This is a genomic window from Cupriavidus sp. 01L43 (assembly GCF_056399925.1).
In genome coordinates, this window is sequence record NZ_JBFTSH010000005.1 from 1 (window position 1) to 22,452 (window position 22,452).

General features: G+C 68.3%; 24 protein-coding genes. 9 read left to right on the top strand and 15 right to left on the bottom strand.

The window, feature by feature from the left end; genetic code table 11:
* Window positions 1–113 (top strand): IS3 family transposase (locus tag AC1DP9_RS10670; RefSeq protein ID WP_284454490.1); only part of this gene is annotated, 113 nt, incomplete at its 5' end.
* Window positions 114–200: 87 nt separating this feature from the next.
* On the opposite strand, the gene AC1DP9_RS10675 is transcribed toward AC1DP9_RS10670, so the two are convergent.
* From AC1DP9_RS10675 to AC1DP9_RS10685, 3 genes are read right to left on the bottom strand one after another with little or no spacing between them, the layout of a single operon-like run.
* On the bottom strand, window positions 201–1,169 hold the full coding sequence (locus AC1DP9_RS10675; protein WP_441593784.1) for a Bug family tripartite tricarboxylate transporter substrate binding protein: 969 nt from the start codon (window positions 1,167–1,169) through the stop codon (window positions 201–203).
* Between the two features lie 58 nt (window positions 1,170–1,227).
* Window positions 1,228–1,584 carry an AtuA-related protein gene (locus AC1DP9_RS10680; protein WP_092294287.1) on the bottom strand — a complete coding sequence of 119 codons (357 nt, stop codon included), beginning with the start codon at window positions 1,582–1,584 and terminating at the stop codon, window positions 1,228–1,230.
* A gap of 12 nt (window positions 1,585–1,596) precedes the next feature.
* The gene (locus AC1DP9_RS10685) at window positions 1,597–2,958 is read right to left on the bottom strand and encodes an acyclic terpene utilization AtuA family protein (protein ID WP_477107316.1); all 1,362 of its coding nucleotides are present in this window, start codon (window positions 2,956–2,958) and stop codon (window positions 1,597–1,599) included.
* Between the two features lie 112 nt (window positions 2,959–3,070).
* Between AC1DP9_RS10685 and AC1DP9_RS10690 the strand changes: the two genes are divergently transcribed.
* Entirely contained in the window at window positions 3,071–3,961 is an 891-nt protein-coding gene (locus tag AC1DP9_RS10690) for a LysR substrate-binding domain-containing protein (protein WP_477107317.1), read from the top strand.
* On the opposite strand, the gene AC1DP9_RS10695 is transcribed toward AC1DP9_RS10690, so the two are convergent.
* The 8 genes from AC1DP9_RS10695 to AC1DP9_RS10730 form a co-directional block, all read right to left on the bottom strand.
* Window positions 3,943–4,728: an SDR family oxidoreductase gene (locus AC1DP9_RS10695; RefSeq protein WP_092294281.1), complete on the bottom strand. Its 786-nt coding sequence runs from the start codon at window positions 4,726–4,728 to the stop codon at window positions 3,943–3,945. The genes AC1DP9_RS10690 and AC1DP9_RS10695 overlap by 19 nt on opposite strands.
* Window positions 4,729–4,797: 69 nt before the next feature.
* Window positions 4,798–5,946, bottom strand: a complete 1,149-nt coding sequence (locus AC1DP9_RS10700; protein WP_441593789.1) for an ABC transporter substrate-binding protein — start codon at window positions 5,944–5,946, stop codon at window positions 4,798–4,800.
* Window positions 5,947–6,257: 311 nt separating this feature from the next.
* Window positions 6,258–6,770, bottom strand: coding sequence for a DUF1269 domain-containing protein (locus AC1DP9_RS10705; RefSeq protein WP_441644634.1), 513 nt, complete (start codon window positions 6,768–6,770; stop codon window positions 6,258–6,260).
* A 182-nt stretch (window positions 6,771–6,952) separates the two neighbouring features.
* Window positions 6,953–8,404 (bottom strand): acetate kinase, encoded by a 1,452-nt coding sequence (locus tag AC1DP9_RS10710; protein ID WP_477107318.1) that lies wholly within the window; start codon window positions 8,402–8,404, stop codon window positions 6,953–6,955.
* A 78-nt stretch (window positions 8,405–8,482) separates the two neighbouring features.
* A complete protein-coding gene (locus AC1DP9_RS10715) occupies window positions 8,483–9,643 on the bottom strand; it encodes a hypothetical protein (protein ID WP_477107319.1) in 1,161 nt (386 codons plus the stop codon).
* A 14-nt stretch (window positions 9,644–9,657) separates the two neighbouring features.
* Window positions 9,658–10,356, bottom strand: a complete 699-nt coding sequence (locus AC1DP9_RS10720) for a C39 family peptidase (RefSeq protein ID WP_092294271.1) — start codon at window positions 10,354–10,356, stop codon at window positions 9,658–9,660.
* On the bottom strand, window positions 10,353–10,808 hold the full coding sequence (locus AC1DP9_RS10725; protein WP_092294269.1) for a hypothetical protein: 456 nt from the start codon (window positions 10,806–10,808) through the stop codon (window positions 10,353–10,355). The genes AC1DP9_RS10720 and AC1DP9_RS10725 overlap by 4 nt, the downstream gene beginning before the upstream one ends.
* A 170-nt stretch (window positions 10,809–10,978) precedes the next feature.
* On the bottom strand, window positions 10,979–12,526 hold the full coding sequence (locus tag AC1DP9_RS10730; RefSeq protein ID WP_477107320.1) for a hypothetical protein: 1,548 nt from the start codon (window positions 12,524–12,526) through the stop codon (window positions 10,979–10,981).
* 694 nt (window positions 12,527–13,220) lie between these two features.
* Here AC1DP9_RS10730 and AC1DP9_RS10735 point away from each other — a divergent pair.
* The 4 genes from AC1DP9_RS10735 to AC1DP9_RS10750 all read left to right on the top strand — a co-directional run bounded on the left by AC1DP9_RS10735 (window position 13,221) and on the right by AC1DP9_RS10750 (window position 17,077).
* Window positions 13,221–14,000 carry a GntR family transcriptional regulator gene (locus tag AC1DP9_RS10735; RefSeq protein ID WP_092294266.1) on the top strand — a complete coding sequence of 260 codons (780 nt, stop codon included), beginning with the start codon at window positions 13,221–13,223 and terminating at the stop codon, window positions 13,998–14,000.
* A gap of 199 nt (window positions 14,001–14,199) precedes the next feature.
* Complete coding sequence (locus AC1DP9_RS10740; RefSeq protein ID WP_477107492.1) at window positions 14,200–15,162, top strand: tripartite tricarboxylate transporter substrate binding protein; 963 nt, start codon at window positions 14,200–14,202, stop codon at window positions 15,160–15,162.
* Complete coding sequence (locus tag AC1DP9_RS10745; protein ID WP_477107321.1) at window positions 15,159–16,487, top strand: 3-isopropylmalate dehydratase large subunit; 1,329 nt, start codon at window positions 15,159–15,161, stop codon at window positions 16,485–16,487. The genes AC1DP9_RS10740 and AC1DP9_RS10745 overlap by 4 nt, the downstream gene beginning before the upstream one ends.
* Before the next feature lie 65 nt (window positions 16,488–16,552).
* Window positions 16,553–17,077, top strand: a complete 525-nt coding sequence (locus tag AC1DP9_RS10750) for a LeuD/DmdB family oxidoreductase small subunit (protein WP_092294261.1) — start codon at window positions 16,553–16,555, stop codon at window positions 17,075–17,077.
* Here AC1DP9_RS10750 and AC1DP9_RS10755 read toward each other — a convergent pair.
* Window positions 17,012–17,758, bottom strand: coding sequence for a phosphoribosyltransferase (locus AC1DP9_RS10755; protein ID WP_477107322.1), 747 nt, complete (start codon window positions 17,756–17,758; stop codon window positions 17,012–17,014). The genes AC1DP9_RS10750 and AC1DP9_RS10755 overlap by 66 nt on opposite strands.
* Before the next feature lie 317 nt (window positions 17,759–18,075).
* Between AC1DP9_RS10755 and AC1DP9_RS10760 the strand changes: the two genes are divergently transcribed.
* A complete protein-coding gene (locus tag AC1DP9_RS10760) occupies window positions 18,076–18,240 on the top strand; it encodes a hypothetical protein (RefSeq protein ID WP_177219905.1) in 165 nt (54 codons plus the stop codon).
* Between the two features lie 17 nt (window positions 18,241–18,257).
* Here the strand turns inward: AC1DP9_RS10760 and AC1DP9_RS10765 are convergent, their stop codons facing one another.
* From AC1DP9_RS10765 to AC1DP9_RS10775, 3 genes are all read right to left on the bottom strand, one after another.
* Window positions 18,258–18,941, bottom strand: a complete 684-nt coding sequence (locus AC1DP9_RS10765) for a class I SAM-dependent methyltransferase (protein ID WP_454757495.1) — start codon at window positions 18,939–18,941, stop codon at window positions 18,258–18,260.
* A 123-nt stretch (window positions 18,942–19,064) separates the two neighbouring features.
* Window positions 19,065–19,508 (bottom strand): cyanase, encoded by a 444-nt coding sequence (gene cynS / locus AC1DP9_RS10770; protein ID WP_092294258.1) that lies wholly within the window; start codon window positions 19,506–19,508, stop codon window positions 19,065–19,067.
* A gap of 51 nt (window positions 19,509–19,559) precedes the next feature.
* Complete coding sequence (locus AC1DP9_RS10775) at window positions 19,560–19,697, bottom strand: hypothetical protein (RefSeq protein ID WP_177219904.1); 138 nt, start codon at window positions 19,695–19,697, stop codon at window positions 19,560–19,562.
* 715 nt (window positions 19,698–20,412) lie between these two features.
* On the opposite strand from AC1DP9_RS10775, the gene AC1DP9_RS10780 reads away from it, so the two are divergent.
* Both AC1DP9_RS10780 and AC1DP9_RS10785 read left to right on the top strand, forming a co-directional pair.
* Complete coding sequence (locus AC1DP9_RS10780; RefSeq protein ID WP_092294256.1) at window positions 20,413–20,718, top strand: YXWGXW repeat-containing protein; 306 nt, start codon at window positions 20,413–20,415, stop codon at window positions 20,716–20,718.
* A gap of 820 nt (window positions 20,719–21,538) precedes the next feature.
* Window positions 21,539–22,429, top strand: a complete 891-nt coding sequence (locus AC1DP9_RS10785; protein ID WP_092294254.1) for a helix-turn-helix transcriptional regulator — start codon at window positions 21,539–21,541, stop codon at window positions 22,427–22,429.
* Window positions 22,430–22,452: the final 23 nt, after the last annotated feature.

Below are 22,452 nucleotides of genomic sequence, written 5' to 3' on the forward strand. Positions count from 1 at the left end.
AACTGCAGGATGGACTGCGCCAATACATTCACTACTACAATCATGACCGCATCAAGCTCAAACTAAAAGGGCTGAGTCCCGTGCAATACAGGACTCAGCCCTTTCCGGCCTAGCCATCAACCGTCCAACTTCTGGGGGTCAGTTCACAATAGCGGGCGTCTTTTCATAGCAGCGGGCGTACCCGTTTCTGCGTGGGCGGATTACTCCGGCTGGATGTTCGCCGACTTGATGATCCGGCCCCATTTGGCCGATTCCTGACCCTGGAACTTGGCCAGCTCGGCCGGCGTGCTCGTGAACACCTCGGTCCCGGTTGACTGATAGAACGTGGACGCGGTGTCGCTCTTCGCCGCCTTCACCAGCAGCTGGTTGAGCTTGGTCACCACCGCCGGTGGCGTGCCGGCCGGTGCGTAGGCCGCGAACCAGTAGCTCATCTCGTAGCCCTTCACCCCTGCCTCGTCGATGGTCGGCACGTCCGGCGCCAGCGGCGAGCGCGCCTTTCCCGACACGCCCAGCGCGCGCAGCTTGCCCGACTTCACCTGCGGCAGGCCGGTAGCGGTGTCCGTGATCATCATCTGGATCTGGTTGCCGAGCAGGTCGGTAATCGCCAGCGGATTGCTCTTGTAGGGCACGTGCAGCAGCTGCACGTGTGCCATCTGCTGGAACAGCTCGCCCGCGATCCGCGACGACGAACTGCCGCTGCCGAAGCTCAGCTTGCCCGGCTCCTTCTTGGCCAGCGCGATGAACTCGCCCACGGTCTTGGCCGGCACCTGCGGGTTCACCACCATGATCTGGCCGCCCCGGCCCAGCGCCGTCACAGGCGCGTAGTCCTTCACGGGGTCGTAGGGCAGCTTCTTGAACAGGTGCTCGTTGGCCGCGTGGGTGGTGTTGGTGGTGATCAGCACCGTGTAGCCGTCCGGGCTGGCCTTGGCGACGTCGCTGGCGGCGATGAAGCCGTTGGCGCCGGGCTTGTTGTCCACCACCACGGTGACCTTGCTGTCCACGGTAATGGCCTGGCCCACGGCGCGCGCGAGCTGGTCCGTGGCGCTGCCGGCCGCGAACGGCACGACGAAGCGGATCGGCTTGTCGGGGTATTCGGCCCAGGCGCTGCCGGCCGGCAGGGCCAGGCAGGCGAGCGCGACCAGGGTAAGCGGGCTGCGGAATCCGTACATCGTTGTCTCCTCGATTTGTTGTAAGAGGTCGCTAGATCAGAAAAAAGCGAAGAATCGATCAGGAAGTGCCGGCGGCAAGGCGCGGCGGCACGGGAATCGGCAGGCCCAGCAGCAGGAACGCGAGCGCCTTGCCGTGCGTGTCGAGATTGAGGGCGTCGTTGACGCCGCCGTCGAGCACGCCATCGATGACAAAATTCATCGCCTGGATGGACGGCACGACGTAGCGCTTCACCGCCGTGGGCTGGCGGTGGGCGAACAGGGCCCGCACGGCGTCTTCGGTCACATGGGTCACGAGGTGATCGAAGTCGCGCGCGTCGTAGGCGATGACGCTGATATTGGAGCGGTCGCCCTTGTCGCCGGTGCGGCCGTGGGCAAACTGGTAGAGCGGGGCGGTGGCGGCGGTGGTGGCAGTCATGGCGGTCTCCGGTCAGGCAACGAGGACGTGGGTGGGCGACACCGCATCGCGCGGCACCAGGCACGACATCGCATTGAGCCGCGCGCGCAGCGCGGTGCGCACGCCGCCGCCGCCGGCCGGGCCGCAGGTGTAGAGCGCGTTGACCTCGCGCAGCAGCGTCTGGGCCACCGCCTTGTCCTCGTGGGCGAGCGCGGCGCGCAGGCGCACGTCCTGCGCGGCCGCCTCGCCCGGCTGGGGCGCCGCCAGCATGGCGCCGCCATCGTCGGCAAACACGCTCAGCACGCCAATCAGGTCGAAGCGAATCGGCACATCGTGGCCGAGGCCCTGCATCCGCTTGCGCAGGATGTCGGCCGCCAGCCGGGCGCGCGCCGCCGCGTTGGGCCCCGCATAGGAAATCTCGCCCTCCGCGAACCATCCGCCCTGATAGAACAGGTTGGCCTTGAGCTGCTCGGGCCGGGGGTGGCCGTGGATGTTGCGCACCGCCACGCGGTCCGGGCCGATCTGGGACACGGTCACGGCGCCGATGTCGGCCACCACGTCCGGCGTCAGGTAGGCGCTCGGGTCGTGGACTTCGTACAGCAGCTGCTCCTTCACCGTGCGGAGGTCCACGCAGCCGCCAGTGTTGGCCGCCTTGAAGATCTCGATGCGGCCGTCGGCGTCGAGCTGGGCGATGGGGAAGCCCACCGCGTGCACGTCGGGCACGTCCTTCATGCCCGGATCGGCAAAGTAGCCACCGCTGACCTGGGCGCCGCATTCGAGCAGGTGGCCGGCCATGGTGGCGGCGGCCAGGCGGTCCCAGTCGTCCCAGGCCCAGCCGAAGTGCGCCATGGCTGGCCCCACGGCCAGGGCGGGGTCGGCCACGCGGCCGCAGACCACGACCTGCGCGCCGTCGCGCAGGGCATCGGCAATGCCGCGCGCGCCGATATAGGCGTTGGCGCAGACGAAGCGCGCTTCCGGGAAGGACGGGCCCACGATGCCGCGCAGCACGGCGCGGCCGGCGTCGTGCGAGAGGTCGTCGCCCTCCACCACGGCCACGCGCGGTGCCGCGAGGCCAAGCTGCGCCGCCAGCGTGCCGATACGGCGCGCCGCCGCGCGCGGGTTGGCCGCGCCGAAGTTGCCGACGATGGGGATGCCGTTGCCCAGGCACAGGCCGAGCACGGGCGTCAGGAGTTGGTCGAGCAGCGGCTCGTAGCCATGCTCGGGATCGCTGCGCCGCGCAAGTTGCGCCAGCGCCAGCGTGCGCTCGGCCAGCGTCTCGAAAATCAGGGCCGCCGGGCCGCCGGCGGCGATCAGCGTGCGCACCACGGGCAAGGCGGCATCGGTACGGTCACCGGAGAAGCCGGCGCCGGAGCCGATCAGCAGGGGAGCAGTCATGGGCGTTCGCGGAAGAGGGGGGAAGGCGATCCGATTCTAGGCTTCGCCGCTCCCACCATCAAACAGATCATTTGGATTAATCTATCGGTTCTGTGGATAGATCCAGCCCGCCATGATCCCGAACCTGTCGGTCAAGCACCTGCGCGCCTTCGTGGCGCTGGCCACGCACCGCAATTTCACGCGCGCGGCGCAGGCGTGCCACCTCTCCCAGTCGGCTTTCAGCACGCTGGTGCAGACGCTGGAAGAGCAGGCCGGCAGCCGGCTGTTCGAGCGCACCACGCGCCATGTGGAGCTGAGCGCGGACGGCCGCCGCTTCGAGGAAGTGGCGCGCCGCCTGCTGGCCGACTTCGAGACGGCGTTCGAGGACCTGCGCGACCACGCCGAGCGCCGCAAGGGCCGCGTGGCCATCGCCGCCCTGCCCTCGCTGGCGGGCGGCGACCTGCCGCCGCTGCTCGCGGACTTCCATCGCCGCTACCCCGGCATCTCGCTGGAGTTGCACGATCAACTGGCCGATGGCTGCATCGATCTCGTGCGGCGCGGGCAGGCGGACTTCGCGCTGGCCCCGGCGCCGGCCCAGGATGCCGACCTGCGCATCGAGCCGCTGGTCCACGACAACTTCCATCTGGTCTGCCCGGCAGACCATCCGCTCGCGGCAAAGCGGCGCATCGCGCCGCAGGCGCTGGCCGGGCTGCCCTTCATCCAGCTCTCCCGCACGAGCAGCGTGCGCCAGCACCTGGATGCGGCGCTACACCCGCTGCGGGTCAATGGCGTGATGGAGGTGGAGCATCTGGCCACAGTGGCGGCGCTGGTGGAGGCGGGGCTGGGGGTGTCGGTGGTGCCGGCGCTGGCGCTGTTCCAGTTCCGGCGCGAGGGGCTGGCGGTGCGGCCGTTGCAGATGCCGTCGCTGGTGCGCGACATCTGCCTGGTGCGGCTCAAGGAGCGGGGCGATTCGCCCGCCGCGGCGGCGATGATCGACTGCCTGCGTCAGAAGTGGCCGAGGTAGCCGCCATCGACGGCCAGCACCTGCCCGCTGACGTACGATGCCGCCGGTGAGGCGAGGAAGACCGCCGCGCCGGCCACTTCGTCCGGCTGGCCCCAGCGGCCCAGCGAGGTCCGGTTGCGCAGCCATTCGGCGACCGTGCCGTCCGCCACCATCGACTGGTTCGGCTCGGTGGCGAAGTAGCCGGGCGCGATGGCGTTGACGGTGATGCCGTGGCGGCCCAGATCGGCCGCCATGGCGCGCGTGAGGGCGTCCAGCCCGCCCTTGGTGGCCGGGTAGAGCACGTCGTTGGCGCGCGCCACCTGCCCGGCGATCGACGAGACATTGACGATGCGCCCGTACTGCCCGCGCTGCATCAGTTGCGCAGCGTGGCGGCACAGCGTGTAGGGCGCGACAAGATTGGTCTCGAGCATGGCGCGCAGGTCACCAGCGTCGAGATCGACCATGGAAGCGCGGTTGCGGGTGCCGGCGTTGTTGACCAGGATGTCGAGCCGGCCCGGCCGGGTGGCGAGCGCCGCGAAGGTGGCGGCGACGGCGGCTTCGTCGGTGATGTCGAGCGGCAGGGCTTCGGCGCTGCCGCCACTGGCCTGCAACTGCGCCACGGTGTCCGCCACGCGGTCGGCGCTGCGCGCGCAGACCAGCACGTGGGCGCCCGCGGCGGCCAGGCCGGCGGCAATCGCGCGGCCAAGGCCCTGCGCGCCGCCGGTGACCAGCGCGACGCGGCCATCGAGAGAAAAGGGGGACGGGGAGACTGCGGTGGAAATCGGCATGCGGCGACTATACCGCAGCGCAGCAGCCGGAAAAACACCCCGGCATGGCGCCGGGGGTTCCCTGATGCGTCAGCGAATCAGCTTGCCCGTCGACGAGACGATCGACATCTCGACGAACGACGAGCCGGTGTGGCGCGTGGCGCTGTAGCTGATCAGGATGCCGCCGAGGTCGTAGTCGCGCAGGCCTTCCAGCGCGGTCACGAGCTTCTCGCGCGTGGGCTCCGCGCCGGCGCGGCGCAGCCCTTCCACAAGCACCTTGGCCGACATGAAGCCTTCCATGCCCGCGTTGCTCGGCTCCACGTTCTGGGCCTTGGCCATGCTGCGGTACTCGCTGGCGATGCTCATCTGGCTGGAGTTCATGCCCGGCACCACCTGCGTGATGATCAGCCCGCGCCCGTCATCGCCCAGTTCCTTGATGAAGGAGTCGGCGGCGTTGTTGGAGAGCGTGACGAACTGCGCCTCGCTGCCGGCGCGCTTCAGTTCCTTGATGATGCGCGCGGCTTCCGAACCCGAGCCGATCACCATCACGGCCTGCGGATTGGCCTTGTGGACGTTGGCCACGCCCTGGCCGATATCGCCCATCGGCCGGTTGAACGAGGCCGCCGCCGCCGGCTGCACGCCGCGCGCCTGAAGGGCGGTGGTGAAGCCTTCGAACACGTCCTGCCCGAAGCCGTCGTTGGCGTAGAAGATGGCGATCCGGCTCATGCCGGAGGTGGCGAGGTGGTTGATGGCGCGGGCCACTTCGTCCTGGTACTTGGCGCGCACGTTGAACACGTAGCGGTTGACCGGGCGATGCAGCGTGATGGCGCCGGTCAGCGGGGCCACCAGCGGCACCTTCTCCGCGCCGATGATCGGCAGGATGCTTTCGTTCTGCGGCGTGCCGCGCACCATGAACAGCGCGAAGACCTTGTCCTCGGCAATCAGCTTGCGGACGTTGTCGGGGGTGCGCTTGGCGTCGAAGCCATCGTCGTAGGTCACCAGCTCGATGCGGCGCCCGGCCACGCCGCCGTTGGCGTTGACGGTCTTCAGGTAAACCTGCGCCCCGGCGATCTGCTCCTTGACCGAGCCGGCTACCGGGCCGGTCACGCCAGCCGACTGGCCGATGCGGATGGTGCCCTTGCTGATCCCCGGTTCCGCGTGCGCGGTGTGCACCGCCACGGGCGCGACAAACCCCAGCGTGGCGGCAAGCATGCCGCACGCAAAGCTCCTTGCGTTCATTGTGACCCCTCCAAAAGCTGCTGGCTGACTAGTAATTTTTTGCCGCTGCGGCACACGGCGCGCCCCGTGGGGACGACCGTGCGATGCCCGCAACTTACCTCAACGGGGGTAAATGTTCAAACATCCAGGGGGGGAGGGTCGGGAGGGGTGTTGCTGCGGCAGCACACCGTTTGCCGGGAAAGCTCCGGGTGACGGCGCGGGTGTGGCCGCAGCATGGCGCACGACAAGCCGTGCGCCGGGGCGCGCCACGGGGGCGCGCAGGCTAAGCGTTGCAATGCAGCGAAGCGTTCCGTGAAGAGCCCAGGAAGGGCTCAGGGGAACGCCGGCACTGCGGGGTCCATCCCGGCGAAGCGGGCTTCCGGATGGGCGCGCTGGAGCAGCATCTCGATTTCCTCGATGCGGCCACGCGGCACGTCCACCATCAGCAGCAGCTTGCCGTCCTCGATGTCCTTCTCGAAGGCGCGCAGCCGGCTGTTGGGGGCCGAACTGCCGATCATGCTCGAGGCCCAGGCCCCGAACACCGCGCCCAGCACGGCCAGCACGCCGACCAGGCCCCACTGCGGCGTGTCGCTGACGATAGGGAACATCGCCACCACCACACCGGCCACGATCCCCACGCCACCGCCCACCATCAGCCCCATCTCGGCGGCGTGGACGATGTCGGAGGTCTGGAACAGGTTCGCCTCATGCAATCCGGTCATGTCTGACCCATCGCGCGCCACGAAATGGATGTGGCTATTCTCGATGCGGGCCAGCAGCAAGTCGTCCATGGTGCGGCGGGCGCTTGGCAGGTCGGGCAACAACCAGAAGATGCGTTTGCGCATGGCTAGTCTCCTCTTCAGGCTCAGGCCGCCCCGGCTTGGGTATCCGTCGGTGCGGGACGGGATAGTTCGTTCTACTCCGTTCGCAGACCGGTTGCAAGGCGCGCTGCGGCACGCTCCGTGGTGACGCGCGCTTGAAACATCGCGCATGCGCGCCGCGCGTCACCTCGCGCTATCTGCCTGCGTCAGAATGTGATCGGCAGACGCAGCGTGACAGTCAGGTCCGGCGTGTCGCGGGTCAGGCCGGCGCCCACCGACAGGTTCAGGGTATAGCGTTGGCTGAAGCGGTACGAGTAGCCCACCAGCAACGTGCCCTGCGTGATGCGCACCGAGCCCGGAATGGTCTGCCCGTTCTGCTTGGTCGGCCAGATGATGCTCTGGTCATAGCCGATACTGAACGAGGCATGCTCGTTCAGCGAAAGGCCCATGCCGAAGTTGAACTGGAAGATGTCCCCCGGGGCGATCTTGCCCAGCGACTCGGTCTGGCCGTTCAGCACGGTGCGGCTGACGTTGTCCCGCGCGAAGTTGTGCAGGTAGCTGAAGGTGCCGAAGAACACCGCCGGATCGGTCGGCAGCAGCCAGGTCACGCCCGGCTGGATCGCCTGGAAGCCGGTACCCGTCGGCATGCCCAGCGGCAGGCCGGTGCCGGTGGTATTGCTGACGCAGCGCGTCACGCAATCGGTCACCACTTCGAACGGATCTTTCCCGGTATTCGACTTGTAGCGGAGCCAGCCGATGAAGTACGGCATCTTCTCGTTGCCGTAGTTGAGCTGGTAGCGCAGCGTCGCCTCCACGTCGCCCAGGCCGTTGCCGCTGGAGTTGAACACGTTGTCGAACGCGCTGCCGGTGAAGACTTCCCGGCTCACGGTCTGCGACTTCGCGCTGACGTAGGGGACCTTGGCTTCGATCTCGAGCCGCTTGGTCAGGCCGTAGCGGAACGCCACCGCGCTGAGGTAGGTGGTGGTCTTCACCTCGCGCACATCGATCAGGCCGATCAGCACGGCCGGGATCACCGTGTAGCCGACCAGCGCCACGCGGTTGTTCGACGAATAGCCGTACTGGAAGCTCGGTTCCACCACCAGGCTGCCCTGGGCCGTCAGCACGCCAGGCTGGTCGAAGATCGGGGCGATCTCGGGCGGACGGCCGTCCGACACCGGCGCGCGGCCCACCGGCTCCTCGGCGCCGGCGAGGGACTCGCCCTGCTGGGCGCCCTGCGCCACGTTGTCTGGCGGGGCCTGGTTCTGCGGATCGCCCGGCCCCGCAGGCTGCTGCTGGGCCTGCTGCTGCATGCCCTGCTGCACCGTGTTGTTGATCTGGGTGGCGCTGCTGCCGGCGGCCGCGGCGGCCGAGTTGGTGGACACATCGGCGCCGGTACGCTGGCCGCCGCGCTTGCGCGCGAGGGAGTCGGGGCTGATGGTATTGCGCAGCTCGCGGATGGTGGCTTCCTGCTCCGCCAGCGCGCGCTTCATGGCTTCGAGCTGCCGGGACTGTTCGGTCAGCTCCTTCTGCAGCGTCTCCAGCCGGGCGGCGGCCGGTGGCCCCGCGTCCGGCGGTGTCTGGGCGTGGCTCATGCCGCCCAGCAACAGCATCGTCGAGCAGCCGGCAAAACGGATGCCCTGCAGCGAACGCTTCTTCATGACGTCTTCCTCCCCCGGGGACGGCGGGCTGTCTCGCAGGAGCCCGCAACCTGTACCGCTTGTCCGCGTATTCGCGACTTACCTCATGCTGGCTGTCCTTTGGATGACACTGTTCAGCGCAGTATTTGCCATCTGCGTGCGGAACGCCGCCAGCGTGTTCACGCTGGCGTTGATTGTCATCAGGCTCTGGATGCTCTGGTTGTTAAGCGTATTCTGGATCACCGTGCTCGGCATGTTCGCCATCGCACCAACGTTGGCCGTATTGCCTGCGCCGTTCTGCACGACGTTCGACAGGCCATTGGTGGTCACCGTGCCGGTGGCCGTGGCCACGGCCTGCGAGGCCATGCCCGCCGCGCCCTGCGCCGTGGCATTGGCACCCTGCGCCGCCGCGTTGGCGGCTGCCTGGGCCGTGCCTGCCGCGCCCTGCGCGCTGGCCGTCGCGCCATTGGCCGTGGCGGTGGCCGACTGCCCCGCCGCGCCCGCCGCACCCTGTGCATTGGCGGCCGCGGCATTGGCGGCTGCCACGGCGCCGGTGGCGGCGTTGTTGGCGTTGGCTACGGCAGCCGCCACGCCGCCCAGCGTGGCTTGCAGCTGCTGCGCCTGCGCCGCCGTGATGCGGCTCACATCGGGAATGTTGATGCTGGTCGCCACGGCCAGCGCGCCGTTGACGAAGACCGCGCGGTCGATGCCGAAGCTGACCTGCAGGCCGGCCACGTCAAACCCGCCACGCTGCTTGTCTAGCCGCGCCTGCGCCACCGGTTTCCATTTGGCCATGCCGCCGCGTGCATCGGTCACCGGCGCGTCGGGGTCGCGCGTGGCAACGGTCATGGCCTTTGCCAGCGGATCCTCGGCTGCGCGGTGCTTCGCCGTGGGGGCCCTGGCCACCGGTCCCTCGGACGCAGGCGCTTGGGCAACAGGGACAACAGGGTTAACGGAAGGTGCCGCCACGCGTTCAACGGGCGGCGGCACGGGGATATCGGCGGCCAGCTCCACTTGCGTGGGCATCGCTGGCAGATCGATGGCATGGGACACGGCCACGGCCGGGAGTTCCGGCGCTGCGGGCACGGTAGGGACGTCGGCGGTCGCGCTCAGCGCGATGTCGATTGCCGTATCGGGCATGGGCGCACCCATGTCGGCGTAGGCATTGCCGGCGCAGGCCAGACCCGCGCCCAGCAAGGCCATCGCCGCCGCACTGCCGGCTCTGCGCCGGAGTGCGGGTGAAGCGGTTGTCAGGACCATGACTGCTCCTCGACTCAGAAATCGTTCACGCCATGCTTGGGCATGACGGTGAAATACAGGCTGTCGCGGTTGATCCCCGAAGAGTAGGGGCCCGAGGGCGCGACGCGCCAGTCGGACACCAGATTGAAGCGCGCGTTTTCTGTGCGGTTGTGGATCACGAACAGCAGCTGGCTGTCCCAGATCCGCTCGAAATGCTCCCGCTCCAGCGCGCGCGTGCCACGTGCCGGATCACCGATCAGCACGCGGTTGCCCTTCACGCCCTTCACCACGACGAAGTGGTGATAGCCGTTCTCGACGATCAGCACGATCGCCGGTACCTGCGTTTCCTCCAGCTTGGAGAGCGGCAGTTCGTAGCCATCGGCCAGGAACCCGCGCGACTCCAGAAAGCGCTTCATGTCGAGCAGCGAGAACCCTTCGGCCCGAATCTTGGCCTGGTCGCCGTTGACGTACATGTTGGCAAAGACCACCTGCTCCGTGACCGGGTAGCCGTATTGGTAGGTCAGCAGCGTCGCGATGGCGGCCGAGCCGCAACTGAAGTCGAACTGCTGGCGGATGGTGGTGCGATACCGGGCCTCGCGGAGGCTGGTGACCGGCACGTAGTAGTTCTTGCCGCCGTCGGCGGGCACGTTGATGTAGTCGGCGCGGGCAGCGGAGAAGCTCCCCAGCGTCGCCGCCACGGTAGCGGCGGCCAGCAACAGGCGGCGCATGATCATTTGAACTGGACGTTGAGGATGGTCGCGTTCTGGATCAGCACGTTATTGCCCGAATTCTGGATCACGGTGGGCAAGCCCGCCGCGTTCGAGAACGCGCCATCGGAAACGATGTTGCTGCCAGACAGCGTGTTGATGGCGGCGTTGTCCGCCACGGTGCCGTGCAGGCGCATGTCGTTGACGACGAGTTCGGAGCCGCCGCGTACGCCGTCCAGCTTGTCGCTGCCAACCGCGCGTGCCGTGGTGCCGAACAGATTGTTCCTGGGTGCCGCGTCCGGCTTGACCGCCGTGACGCTTGCCGCTGCGCCGGCCACCGCGGTGGCTGCGCCCGATTCACTGCTGGCCACCGCCACGGCCGATGCCTCGGCGGTCGGTGGTCCTGCTACAGCCTGGGCGAACGGCCAGGCCAGGAGAGCTGTCGTGACTGCCATGACAGCGGAGCGATGCGAACACATGGTGCGTCTCCCTCTTGTTCCGACCTCGCGGCTCCCATCCGGGCCACGGTATCGGACCTCCCAGGCACCTCGACAGACAAGCATCCCGGCCCTTGCAGGCGCCGGGATACCCGTCATCTCGAATGCCAACCGTGCAAGCCTCCGGCCGAAGCCGGAGGACTCACTCGGACTTAGCGACCGGCATTCACGTTCGCCTGGACGTTGACGCTTTGCTGCACCAGCGACGCCATGCCGCTGTTCTGGCTGGCGATCATGACGCCTGCGGCGGATTGCCCGACGCTGGTCATGGTGTTGGACATGTTGAAGGCGCCAGCATCGACGACGTTGTAGCCGCCGTTGCCGCCAGCGCCGCCGACTGCACCGTTGCCGGTACCGCCCGCGCCGCCATTGCCCACGCCACCGGCGCCGCCTGCACCGCCCGTGCCCGATGCGGCACCCACAGCGCCGTTGCCGGCCGTGGCGCTACCGTTCGAGGCCGACGATGTGGCGCTGCCATTGGCCGCCGCGCCGCCCGTGCCGCCGTTGCCGGCAGTGCTGGTTTGCGCGCCGCCTGCGCCGCCCGAGGCCGTTGCCGCGCCAGCCGTGGCCGTTGCCGCACCGCCCGTGCCTGCGCCGCCGGCGCCGCCCGAGCCCGTGGCCGTGCCGCCCACTGCCGTCGAGGTGCCCGTGCCGCCGGCCGCGCCTGCGCCGCCCGTGCCCGAACCCGAGCCGCCCGTGCCGCTACCGGCACCACCGCTCGCCGATACCGCACCGGTCGTGCCCGTGCCGCCTGCGCCGGCCGTGGCCGTGCTGGAGCCACCAGCGCCATCGCCGCGCTCTCTGGCCGCGCTGCCGGCACCGCTGCTGCCGCCCAGTGCCGCGGCTGCGCCCAGTGCCCCGCCGCCAGCGCCCAGTGCGCTGCCGCCGGCGCCCAGTGCGCCACCGCCACGGCCACCGTCGCCGCCAATCGCGCCGCTGTAGCCGCCGCCAGCACCCGCAAGGGCCGAGCCGCCACGGCCACCCACGCCAAGGCTGGCGCTGAGGGAGCTGCCGCCGCTCGCGCGGGCGTTGCCGCCATCACCGGCGCTGCCGCTGGCGTTGCCGCCACGACCGCCATTGCCTGCCGTGGCGCTGCCATTGGTGGCACTGCCGTTGTTGGCGCTGCCGTTGGTGGCGCTGCCGCCCGAACCGCCCGAGCCGCCATTGCCGCTATTGCCGCCGTTGCCGCCATTGCCGCCGCTGCCGCCTTCGCCGGTGCCGCCAACCCCACGGCCGCCTGCACCACCCGTAGCGCCATTGGCATTGCCGCTGTTGGTGGCATAGTTGCCGATGTTGCTGATGGTATTGCCGGACACCGTGCCGCTGAGTCGGCTGACGGCGATGGCCTTGGTCGAGTTGAAGGAGTTGGCGATCGACGACGTGGCCGTGCCGCCATTGGCCGCCGCGGCATTACCGTAGCCATCCACGCTCTGGCGAACGCGGGTGCTGACGCGGGTGGACGTCTTGTTGAGCGTCAGCGTGGCGGTCCTGTTCGAAGTCCTGTTGGTGGTAGTGGTGCTGTTGTCCTGAGTCGCAGTGGAATTTTCGTTGGCGTTGGCGCCATCGCCTTGGGTGGAAGTTGCGGTGGCGGTCTGCGTGTTGTCGCCCTCGCCCGAGTCGTTGTTGGTTGTCGGGTTCGCATAGGCCTGGCTACCAAAGAAGGCCAATGTGATCGCCGACGCCAGTAATGTCTTTTTCATACGATGCTCCCAGGAAGTTTGTGCTGCGGCTCAGCCTCCGGCCGGCGCTCTCGAGAACATCGGCTGGAGGTTCAGGTCCGGCACGGGACCAGACCAGCCTCCCCTTGCGCACAAACAGTGCCAGCGGGCGCCCCGCGCCGTGTAATCCGTTGAAATACAAGGGCTACCAACCGGTGACCGGGAACTTTTCTAGCGGCCACCCATCTCCGGCGATGCTGCGATGCTGTGAACCGCAGTAGACATGTCACACCGTTGAGACACCGCCAGCCGCATGGCTGCGTGGGGGACCCGTGCAATTGCGAAAAAACCGTGATTTTTCAGTGGCTTGGCGCGGCGCCTAGGGGAACCCCGCAACGCTGCGGCCCGTTACGGCGGTGAAACAGCCGGGCCGAGGTGACCGCTACGCAATCACATGGCCTGTGCGAAGTGCCTGATATGTCAAGAATTGCAATCCCTGATAGGCACCCTACCCCGCGCCCCGGCGCCAGTGCGACGTGAGCACCGGCTTTCAGAGGGAATCCCGCCCGGCGGCGGGCCTTTCTTGCGCGCGCCGCGCCGGCGATGCGGGACCGCAACAAATGCGGGCGTACGGAGTGCTCAGAGCGCCGCCAGCCTGTTTCATGCTAGGCTCTATGTCTGATTTAACGTACATTAGTCTCGTCTAGGACTTGTCAGCGCATCCGCAAGGGAAACCATGAGTGAAGCCGTCGTTCCCCTGTATCACCAGATTTACGTAGTCCTCCGCCAGCAGATCGTGGAAGGCCGTTTCGGGCAGGGCCCGCTGCCGGGCGAGATCGACCTCGCCAAGCAGTTTCACGCCTCCCGCGTGACCATGCGCCGCGTGTTCGACCGCCTGGTGCAGGAAGGTCTCGTGCGGCGTCATCGTGGCCTGGGGACCTTCGTGAACCCGCATCCGGTGAAGCCGGCCGCCACCGAAGAGCGCACCACCAGCCTGCTCGGCAACATCATCGACATGGGCGAGAAGACCGCCGTCAAGGTGATCTCGATCGACGAAGTGCACGCCACCCCCGATGTGGCCGAGGCGCTCAAGATCGAACCGGGCGACCCCGTGGTGAAGGTCGTGCGCGTGCGCCACTACCGCGACCGTCCGCTCTCGCATATCACCGTCTACCTGCCCGTGGACCTGGGCCGCCCGCTGCAACGCAAGGATCTGGAAGGCACGCCGATCCTGCGCCTGCTGGAGGCCGCCGGCGTGGAGCTTGGCCGCGCCAGCCAGGTGCTGACCGCGCGCCTGGCCGACGTGGTGGTGGCCCCGCTGCTGGACGTACCCGTGGGTGGCGCGCTGCTGGCCGTGCGCCGCGTGGTGCTCGACAAGGCCGGCCGCCCGGTGCAGCTGCTGCTGGGCCAGTACCGGCCCGACCGCTATGAGTACCGCATGGACCTGTCGCCGATGGGCGGAGACAGCGCCAACGTGTGGGTGGAAAACGAGACCCGCACCGGCCTGCGCGACTGACCCCCCTCCTGTCCACTGCCGCGCGCGGCGGATTCCGGGCGATACTGCGCACTCCTGATCACACTGTCGAGGAGCTACCGTCATGCCAGTCGTCCGCCCGCGCGCGCACCAGCTCGCTTGTCCGCCTGCCTGTCCGCCCGCCCGCGCTGCTGTTCTTCGCCCCTTCCATCGTCTGTTCCAACGCCTTCCCGCCGCGCTGATGGCTTCGGCCTCGGCCTCGGCGGCGCTGTGCGTGGCACTCGTGCTGCCCGCCGGCGCGCACGCCGCGGTAGCCGGCGGCAAGCCGATCCGCATCCTCGTGGGTGCGCCGGCCGGCGGCACCACGGACACCCTCGCGCGCACCATCGCCCAGGAAATGTCGCAGTCGCTGGACCAGCCGGTGGTGGTGGAGAACCGTCCCGGCGCCGGCGGCAACATCGCGGCGGAAATGGTGGCCAAGAGCGCGGCCGATGGCAGCACGCTGCTGATGAGCTTCACCAGCCATACCATCAACGCCACGCTCTACAAGAAGCTGCCGTTCGATCCGATCCAGGATTTCACGCCGATCACGCTGGTGGCCACGGTGCCGAGCGTGCTGGTGGCCACGCCGAAACTGCCGGCCAACAACATCCCCGAACTGATCCGGCTGGCCAAGTCCGAGCCGGGCAAGCTCAATTTCGGCATCGGCTCGGTTGGCTCGTCGGTGCATCTGGCCGGTGACATGTTCAAGATGATGACCGGTACCTATATCGTCAACATCCCCTACAAGGGCACCACGCCGGCCATCACGGACCTGCTCGCCGGGCAGGTGGACCTGATGTTCGCCAGCACGCTCAACGTCGCCCAGCACGTGAAGGCGGGCAAGCTCAAGGTGCTGGGCGTGACCAGCCCCGCGCCGCTGCCCCAGTTCCCGGGCGCGCAGCCGATTGGCGCGACGGTGAAGGGTTTCGAGTCCAGCGCGTGGTTCGGCCTGTTCGGACCGGCCAACCTGCCGCCGGAGGTGACCCAGGCGCTGTATCAGGCCGCGCGCCACGGGCTGGAATCGCCAGCGGTGCGCAAGCGGCTCGAGAACGACGGCGCCCAGCCGAGCGCGATGGCGCCGGACGCCTTCGCCACCTTCGTCAAGCAGGACGTGAAGCGCTGGGCCACCGTGGTCAAGTACTCGGGAGCCCAGCCGGAATGACGCTGCCGAGCGGCCACGCCGCCGAGCCCCCCGCCCCCCCGCCGGCCACGCTGGCGCAGAAGCTGGTCGCCCGGGCCGCCGGCGTGGCGCACGTCACGCCCGGCACGGTGGTGATGTGCAAGGTCGATCTGGCGATGGCGCACGACTCCAGCGGCCCGCGCCGCGTGGCGCCGCTGCTGCGCGAGCTGGGCGTCAAGGTGTGGGATCCCACGCGCTTCGTGGTGGTGACCGACCACTACGTGCCGGCCGCCGACCCCGACGCCGAGGCCGAGGCCATTGTCCAATTTACGCGCGACTGGGTCCGCGAGGCCGGCATTTCGAACTTTATCGATGGCCAGGGCATCTGCCACGTGGTGCTGCCCGAGCAGGGCCACGTGCTGCCGGGCCGCTTCATCGTCGGCGGCGACAGCCACACGCCCACCGGCGGCGCGTTCGGCGCCTATATGTTCGGCATCGGCGCCACCGAGATGGCCGGCGTGCTGGCCACCGGCGAGATCTGGCTGCGCGTGCCGCAGACCATCCGCATCGACTGGCGCGGCGCGCTGGGCGCCGGCGTCTGCGCCAAGGACATGATGCTGTTCCTGTGCGCGCAGCTCGGCATGGCCGGCGGCCACTACGAGGCCATCGAGTACACCGGCGCCGCCGTCACCGCCCTGCCGATGCAGGAACGCATGACGCTGTGCAATATGAGTACCGAACTGGGCGCGCAGACCGGGCTGGTTGCGCCGGACGCCACCACGCTCGCATGGCTGGCCGAAGCCGGCGTGGATGCCGCCGCGCTGGCCGCCATCGACACCCGCCACTGGCGCAGCGACGCCGGTGCGCCGGTCCTGACCACCCATTGTTTCGATGCCAGCACGCTCGCGCCGCAGGTGGCCGCGCCGCATTCGCCGGCCAACAGCGCGCCGGTGGAAGTCAGCGCCGGCCAGCCGGTGGAGATTGCCTACCTGGGCGCCTGCACCGGCGCCAAGCTCGAGGACCTGCGCATGGCGGCCAGCGTGCTGCGCGGGCGCAAGGTGGCGCCCGGCGTGTCGCTGCGCGTGGCCCCGGCCTCCCTGCGTGACCAGGAACAGGCCGCGCGCGAAGGCACGCTGCAAGTGTTGACCGATGCCGGCGCCGCGCTGCTGCCCAACGCCTGCAACGCCTGTGCCGGCTATGGCGCGAGCCGCTTCCCGGCCGGCAGCCACGCCATCGCCTCCACCGCGCGCAACTTCGCGGGACGGATGGGCGATGCCGGCAGCGAAGTCTGGCTGGGCTCCCCGATGACCGTAGCTGCCAGCGCGGTGACCGGGCGCATTACCGATCCCCGCACGCTGCTCGCCTGACTCGCTGCACCCGCATCATCCGTAGCATCCCCATAAAAACCAGAAAGAGACAGACAACGCGTTACATGCCCCCCGCCCCCGAATTCCCCCTGCCGCAAGCCGGCCGGATCTGGCGCTTTGGCGATGATGTCGATACTGACGCCATGGCGCCCGGCACCTATATGAAGGCCGGCATCGACGTGCTCGCCCAGCATTGCCTCGCCTCGCTGCGGCCGGAGTTTCCGGCCTCGGTGCGGCCCGGCGACCTTGTCGTGGCCGGCAGCAACTTCGGCATGGGGTCCTCGCGCGAGCAGGCCCCGCAGGCGCTGCGCCACCTCGGCGTGGCCGCCGTCATCGCGCCATCCTTCGCGGGACTGTTCTATCGCAACGCGCTCAATCTTGGCCTGCCGGTGATGGTGTGCGCCGAGGCGGCGCTGCTGGCCGATGGCGCGCGCGCCACGCTGGATCTGGACGGCGCGCGTATCCGGCTCGAAGACGGCACGCACCTGGCGTGCGAGCCGATGCCGGACTTCCTGCGCGCGCTGCTACGGGCGGGTGGGCTGGTGCCGCACCTGAAGGCCCGGCTGGCTGCCCGCGGCGGTGATCGCTGACAACTGCGCCTCACGCAGCAGGGTCAGCGCCTCTTCGTCACTGGTCTGCGTGAAGTCGAGGTAGAAGGCGCCCACGGCGCCGAAACTGTCCGGGGTCTTCAGGCACACCACTTCGTCGGCCACTTCGCGCAGCGAATCGAGCCCGTCCGCCGCCCCGACCGGGGTGGCCGCCACGATCCGCGCCGCGCCGGCGGCCCGCACCGCGTGCAGGGCCGCGCGCATGGTGGCGCCGGTGGCCACGCCGTCATCGACGACAATCACCTGCCGCCCCTGCATCGCCGTCACGGCGTGCCCGCCGCGATAACGCTGCTGGCGCCGGCAGATCTCGTTGAGCTGGCGGCCGCGCTCGGCATCGAAGGCGCCGGACTCCACCGAACGCTGCGCCCACGGATCGTCATTGACCACGGTATGCGGCTCGCCGCCGCTGGCATCGCCCTCCACCACCGCGCCCAGCGCCAGTTCCGGGTAGCCGGCGGCGCCGATCTTGCGCACCAGCAGCACGTCCAGCGCGCCGTCCAGCGCGCGCGCCACCTCGAAAGCCACGGGTACGCCACCGCGCGGCAGCGCCAGCACGAGCGCCGGCTGGCCATCATCGGTATGGCCCATCCCGCGTTCGGCGAGATCCCGGCCCAGATAGATGCCCGCCTCGCGGCGGTCGGCATAGCACGGCGGTAGTGTCATGGCGTGCTCCCGCAGGCGTTGGCGGTGACTGGAAGGACAGGGGGACAGGCGCCGCGAGGGAGCGGCTCCCCAGCCCACTATAGACCCGTCACGGGAAGGCGGCGGCGCTTTCTGGGGCGAGTGATGGGGGAAGGGTGGACCCTATCGGCCCGATAGGTCCCGACGATTGATGGCGATCGTGAAATAGTGTTTTGAGGCGCGCCCCGATGATCGATACGCATTGCTTGCGTAGGATTCAACCCGTGGCGGCGATCCCGCCCGTCGAACTTCCAGACCCCGGCGCCCAGAACGCGTCATTGACTTGAGCGAGCGTTACCGTGAATCCGCAACAGACTTCCCGCACCGACGACCAGACCGCCCAGCACGACCTGGACCTCGACATCCCCTTCGGCTCGCTCGACGCAGCCGCCATGGCGGAACTGCCCTACACCTTCCGCCAATCGGGCCATTGCACGCGCTACTACAACGAGTTCTTCGGCTGAAGCCAGCCTCCGGGGCCCTAGGCCTCGCGTGGCCGGCAGATCATGAAGACTTGCGAACTGAGCCACCACGGCAGCTGACGCAGCGGGCTGGTGGATTCGGCTTCCACGTCGAAGCGCGTGCTCACCTGCGCGCGCAGCTTGCGGAAGTCGAAACCCTTGTGGGTATGGCGGGGATTGTCCGGCCGCGTGACCGGCAACCCCATCAGCGCCCGCAGTGCCTCGCCCGGCGTGTGATCCATGCGTAACGTGCGCTCGCTGACCATGCCGTTGAGCAGCTTCGGCACGATGGCGACGCCATACATCACCGGCACCGAGATGATCAGCGTGCCGCTGGGGCGCAGGATGCGCAGGGCGTCGTCGAGGAAGGTGTCGACCTCGTCCGCATAGAGGTGCTCGCAGACTTCGAACGCGGTCAGCATGTCCACCGAGTCGGCGGGCTGGGCGTCCATTTCGGCCAGATAGCGGATCTCGGGGTAGTCCGGGGTCTTGTAGGGGTCGAGTCCGGCCAGCGACAGGTCAGGCCGCGCCTGGCCAAGCCGGTGCAGGAACAACCCCGGCCCCGCGCCGAAGTCCACTACCGTGCCGCCGTGCGGGCAGCGGGCGGACACCATGCCGAGGCCCAGCGCGATCCGGCTCCGGTGCGCAAAACGTGCCAGCGGGTTGGACGCGTTGATGGTCTGCTTGTCGTAAGTGATCTGCATGGCCCGTGTCTCCCCCTGGGTTGCCGCATGGCAGTTTCCTGCATTCTGGCGAGGGGAGGCGCGCGGCCTCTGTGCGATCCGACACACGGAAATGCCGGGGCGGCCTGCCCGCCCCGGCGCCCTTCAATACGTCTTGTAGGGCAGGAACTTGCCGGACATCTCGATCCGGACGCGGTCCCCGTTGGGGTCCGCTTCGCGCTGGAGGTCCATGCGGAAGTCGATGGCACTCATGATGCCGTCGCCAAATTCCTCATGGATCAGCGCCTTGAAAGTGGTGCCGTAGACGCTGACCAGCTCGTAGAAGCGGTAGATCAGCGGGTCGGTGGGGACCTGGGTGGGCAGGGAGCCCTTGTAGGGCACGGTACGTAGCCACGGCTCGGCTTCGGCGGGGAGGTCGAAGATCTCCATCACGGCGCGCGCGCCGGCTTCGTCGAACACCATCTGGCCCAGGCACGCGGCCGTCGTCCATTCCTTGCTCTTGCCCACGCGCTCGGCCACCTGCGCCCAGGAAATCCCGCGCCTGACCTTGGCTTCGATGATCAGATCGGTCACGTCACTGCGATTCATGTTCCCTCCGTTGGTATTTGGCATTGGCCCGGGAGAGAACGGCGGATGGGGTCACGGCACGCTGGAGCGCTCCATGACCGCGACGGCATCGCCCCTGTCTTCGAACTGCATCCGCGCGAAACGCGGCACCGACAGCGGGCTCAGGCCTTCGAGCGCCTGCAGGATCAGCACGATGAACATGACCGGCATGACGTCCTCCCTCGGGAATACGGCGAACAGACTGGCGCAAGCTTCGTGCCACGCGCGCGGCCCCGGAATCGGCTGCCGATGACGCACCGTGGGGCGTTTTCGGAGACCGGCGAGGGCGTCGGCGCGGGGTGCGCACCGTTGCGGGGAAGCCCGCCGTGCGGGGCGCACAGGCTGAAGCGTACCCGTTTCTGCGCGAAGCGTGGCGACGTCAATGGATCAGGACAGCGCTGCCCCCGGGCAAATCTTTGCAGCAGACATTTCCGATGTAACGCCACATTACCCTGGGCCTTCCAACCAGCCACGCCGCGGGCGTAGGCGTCACTTCGCCGCAAAGCCTTATCCGACAAGGGCTGGCGGGCGATGGGCCAAGCCGATTGGGAGGCGTTTTCGCCGCATCCGGCGCGAAGACTGCCTTACAAGTGCAACCGCGCGGGGCGGGGGTGCGTCGCTACAGTGAAGCCGTGTTCAACGCGAACCGCCACCGAGCGAATCGCATACGGAGTCCCACATGAAACGCGCCATCGCCCTGACCCTTTTGCTGGCCACCACGAGCGCCCTGCTTTCGGCCTGCATCGTCGTGCCGCCGCGCGGCGGCCATTACCACTACCACGACCGCGGCCGCTATTGATCGGCCACGGCGTCGGACTTCATCGAACAAACCCAATCCCGCAGCTTGCTTTACCTGACCGGATGACCCGGTAGAAGGAGAACCACCATGAAACGCCAACTGATGCTTGCCGCCGCTGTCCTTGCCGCCGGGAGTGCCTTCGGGCTGATGTCGCCCGCCCAGGCCCATGGCAATGGCTACGACGACCGCCCGCCGCCGCCGCGCCATGAAGTGCGCCCGGCGCCGCGGCCCGGCAAGGTCTGGGTGCCCGGCCACTACGACCGCGTGCAGGGCAACTACGCCTGGCGCGGCGGCTATTACCAGGCGGCGCGCCCCGGCTACCGCTATGTGCCGGACCGCTGGGTGCAGAGCCCCCGCGGCTGGGTGAGGCGTCCAGGGTATTGGGCGCGCTAAGCGTAGCCATTGAATAAGGAAACGGGCCGGACCATGGGCATGTGGTCCGGCCCGTTTCCTTTTCGTTTCCCTTCCTTTTCCTATTCCGGCAATCGGTCCATCGGGCTTTCAGCCCTCCCCCGGGAGGTGGGGTGTATCCCCACGAAGGTGGGTGGCAAGCCGGGCGCCGCCCCCTTAACACCCTCGATTACTTTCCTCCGGAGGTGGGATTTCACTCTCATCCTTTTGCACTAGGCCACGAGACTCCCCACGAAAGGAGAACTGCTCCTGCCGCCATCCGCCAGTCATTTTGTAATGGTTGCAAAACTGGCGCATAAAGCAGACTTTCGTTAATGCCATACCCCCCAGTCGGGTGAGCTTTTTCCATTTATCGTGTGTCTTTTATTCAATATGGTTGCAGTGATGAAACATATTCGGGACCGCCTGTATCAGGCCTGCAACCGGGCGGCCAGCCTGTGCCAGATGGCGTTTGGCGAACATCGCCGCCCAAACGCATGAGGGGTGGCTCGGTTTAGTAACGGATTATGAGTTCGTTTTCATTCCACCTCAGCAGACGCTGAATTCCACCCGCTTGCTTTCGGATGAACCAGCCCATAAGATGAATTTAAGCCGAATTTAGGAGCGAGATTTTTTCGGGTTAGGGTTCGGGTCAACCTTCCGGTCGCGCGGCAAAGTCCAATCTCACAACTGGACATCGACTGACACGGAAGCACGGGGTTCAAGCGGTCTTCGCGGCATCTGTCATGGGTGGCCGCCCTGCCGGTGATATTCCCTTACGCAAAGCGCCCGCAGCTCACCCGCCAACGGGGAGTGAAGAATAATGAACGCCTTGCTGATCGAGGAGCATCCACTGCTCCGCCTCGGGCTGTTGCAGATGCTCGAAACCATCCAGGAATCCGGACATGTACTGGCGCTTGCGCCGGCCGACATCGGCAAACTGGACACCCCACACCGCAATGCCGACCTGCTGGTCTTCGGTATGCCCGCCGACGAGTTCGCCGGCTGGACACAACTGGAACTGGCGCGCGAACGGCTTGCGCCGCAACGCATCCTGGTGCTGTCCGACCAGCTGCCGCTGCATGCGCCCACGGCTGACGCCGCGCGGGGTATCTGCGGCTGCCTGCCGAAATCGGCCTCGCTGGCCGTGATCGAAGCCGCCATCCGGCTCGCCATCTCCAGCGTGCAGGGCCTGATGTTCGCGGGCGATGCCCTGCCGGCCGCCGTGGCGACCGCCCCGGCCGCCTCGCGTTCGGCGCTGCCGGCCACGCTGTCGCTGGCTTCGGCTGCGCCGCTGCCGCTGACCGCCACGGTGCAGACCGATCCGCACGCGCTGGCCGCCTGCGCCGCCACGCCCCGCGCCGCAATGGGCGCCCTGCGTGCCACGGCCCAGCCGCTGACCGAGGACGAACCGAGCTACGACGAAGCCGAGATGCTCAAGATCACGCCGCGCCAGTACGAGGTGCTGGTGCTGCTGGCACGCGGCTATCCGATCAAGACGGTCAGCCGCATGCTCAATATCTCGGTGGCCACGGTGAAGAGCCACGCCTGCACGCTGTACCAGCGCCTGAAGGTCAAGAACAAGGGCGAAGCGGTCTACGCCGCGCTGCAACGCGGCGCCACGCTGGACTGGGTCAGCGGCGACGAGCGCGCCACGCGCGCGGCGCCGGCGGTACGGCGCGAGGCGTCCTTCCCCACGCAGCCCGGCATCTGAGCCGCGTTTGCTCCCCCCTCCCC

Coding starts and splice junctions, on each gene's coding strand:
- AC1DP9_RS10675 (WP_441593784.1), bottom strand. CDS start 1,169: ATGTACGGATTCCGCAGCCCGCTTACCCTGGTCGCGCTCGCCTGCCTG.
- AC1DP9_RS10680 (WP_092294287.1), bottom strand. CDS start 1,584: ATGACTGCCACCACCGCCGCCACCGCCCCGCTCTACCAGTTTGCCCAC.
- AC1DP9_RS10780 (WP_092294256.1), top strand. CDS start 20,413: ATGAAACGCCAACTGATGCTTGCCGCCGCTGTCCTTGCCGCCGGGAGT.
- AC1DP9_RS10700 (WP_441593789.1), bottom strand. CDS start 5,946: ATGAACGCAAGGAGCTTTGCGTGCGGCATGCTTGCCGCCACGCTGGGG.
- AC1DP9_RS10685 (WP_477107316.1), bottom strand. CDS start 2,958: ATGACTGCTCCCCTGCTGATCGGCTCCGGCGCCGGCTTCTCCGGTGAC.
- AC1DP9_RS10690 (WP_477107317.1), top strand. CDS start 3,071: ATGATCCCGAACCTGTCGGTCAAGCACCTGCGCGCCTTCGTGGCGCTG.
- AC1DP9_RS10735 (WP_092294266.1), top strand. CDS start 13,221: ATGAGTGAAGCCGTCGTTCCCCTGTATCACCAGATTTACGTAGTCCTC.
- AC1DP9_RS10715 (WP_477107319.1), bottom strand. CDS start 9,643: ATGGTCCTGACAACCGCTTCACCCGCACTCCGGCGCAGAGCCGGCAGT.
- AC1DP9_RS10740 (WP_477107492.1), top strand. CDS start 14,200: ATGGCTTCGGCCTCGGCCTCGGCGGCGCTGTGCGTGGCACTCGTGCTG.
- AC1DP9_RS10765 (WP_454757495.1), bottom strand. CDS start 18,941: ATGCAGATCACTTACGACAAGCAGACCATCAACGCGTCCAACCCGCTG.
- AC1DP9_RS10730 (WP_477107320.1), bottom strand. CDS start 12,526: ATGAAAAAGACATTACTGGCGTCGGCGATCACATTGGCCTTCTTTGGT.
- AC1DP9_RS10705 (WP_441644634.1), bottom strand. CDS start 6,770: ATGCGCAAACGCATCTTCTGGTTGTTGCCCGACCTGCCAAGCGCCCGC.
- AC1DP9_RS10720 (WP_092294271.1), bottom strand. CDS start 10,356: ATGATCATGCGCCGCCTGTTGCTGGCCGCCGCTACCGTGGCGGCGACG.
- AC1DP9_RS10725 (WP_092294269.1), bottom strand. CDS start 10,808: ATGTGTTCGCATCGCTCCGCTGTCATGGCAGTCACGACAGCTCTCCTG.
- AC1DP9_RS10695 (WP_092294281.1), bottom strand. CDS start 4,728: ATGCCGATTTCCACCGCAGTCTCCCCGTCCCCCTTTTCTCTCGATGGC.
- AC1DP9_RS10775 (WP_177219904.1), bottom strand. CDS start 19,697: ATGCCGGTCATGTTCATCGTGCTGATCCTGCAGGCGCTCGAAGGCCTG.
- AC1DP9_RS10745 (WP_477107321.1), top strand. CDS start 15,159: ATGACGCTGCCGAGCGGCCACGCCGCCGAGCCCCCCGCCCCCCCGCCG.
- AC1DP9_RS10710 (WP_477107318.1), bottom strand. CDS start 8,404: ATGAAGAAGCGTTCGCTGCAGGGCATCCGTTTTGCCGGCTGCTCGACG.
- AC1DP9_RS10750 (WP_092294261.1), top strand. CDS start 16,553: ATGCCCCCCGCCCCCGAATTCCCCCTGCCGCAAGCCGGCCGGATCTGG.
- AC1DP9_RS10785 (WP_092294254.1), top strand. CDS start 21,539: ATGAACGCCTTGCTGATCGAGGAGCATCCACTGCTCCGCCTCGGGCTG.
- cynS (WP_092294258.1), bottom strand. CDS start 19,508: ATGAATCGCAGTGACGTGACCGATCTGATCATCGAAGCCAAGGTCAGG.
- AC1DP9_RS10755 (WP_477107322.1), bottom strand. CDS start 17,758: ATGACACTACCGCCGTGCTATGCCGACCGCCGCGAGGCGGGCATCTAT.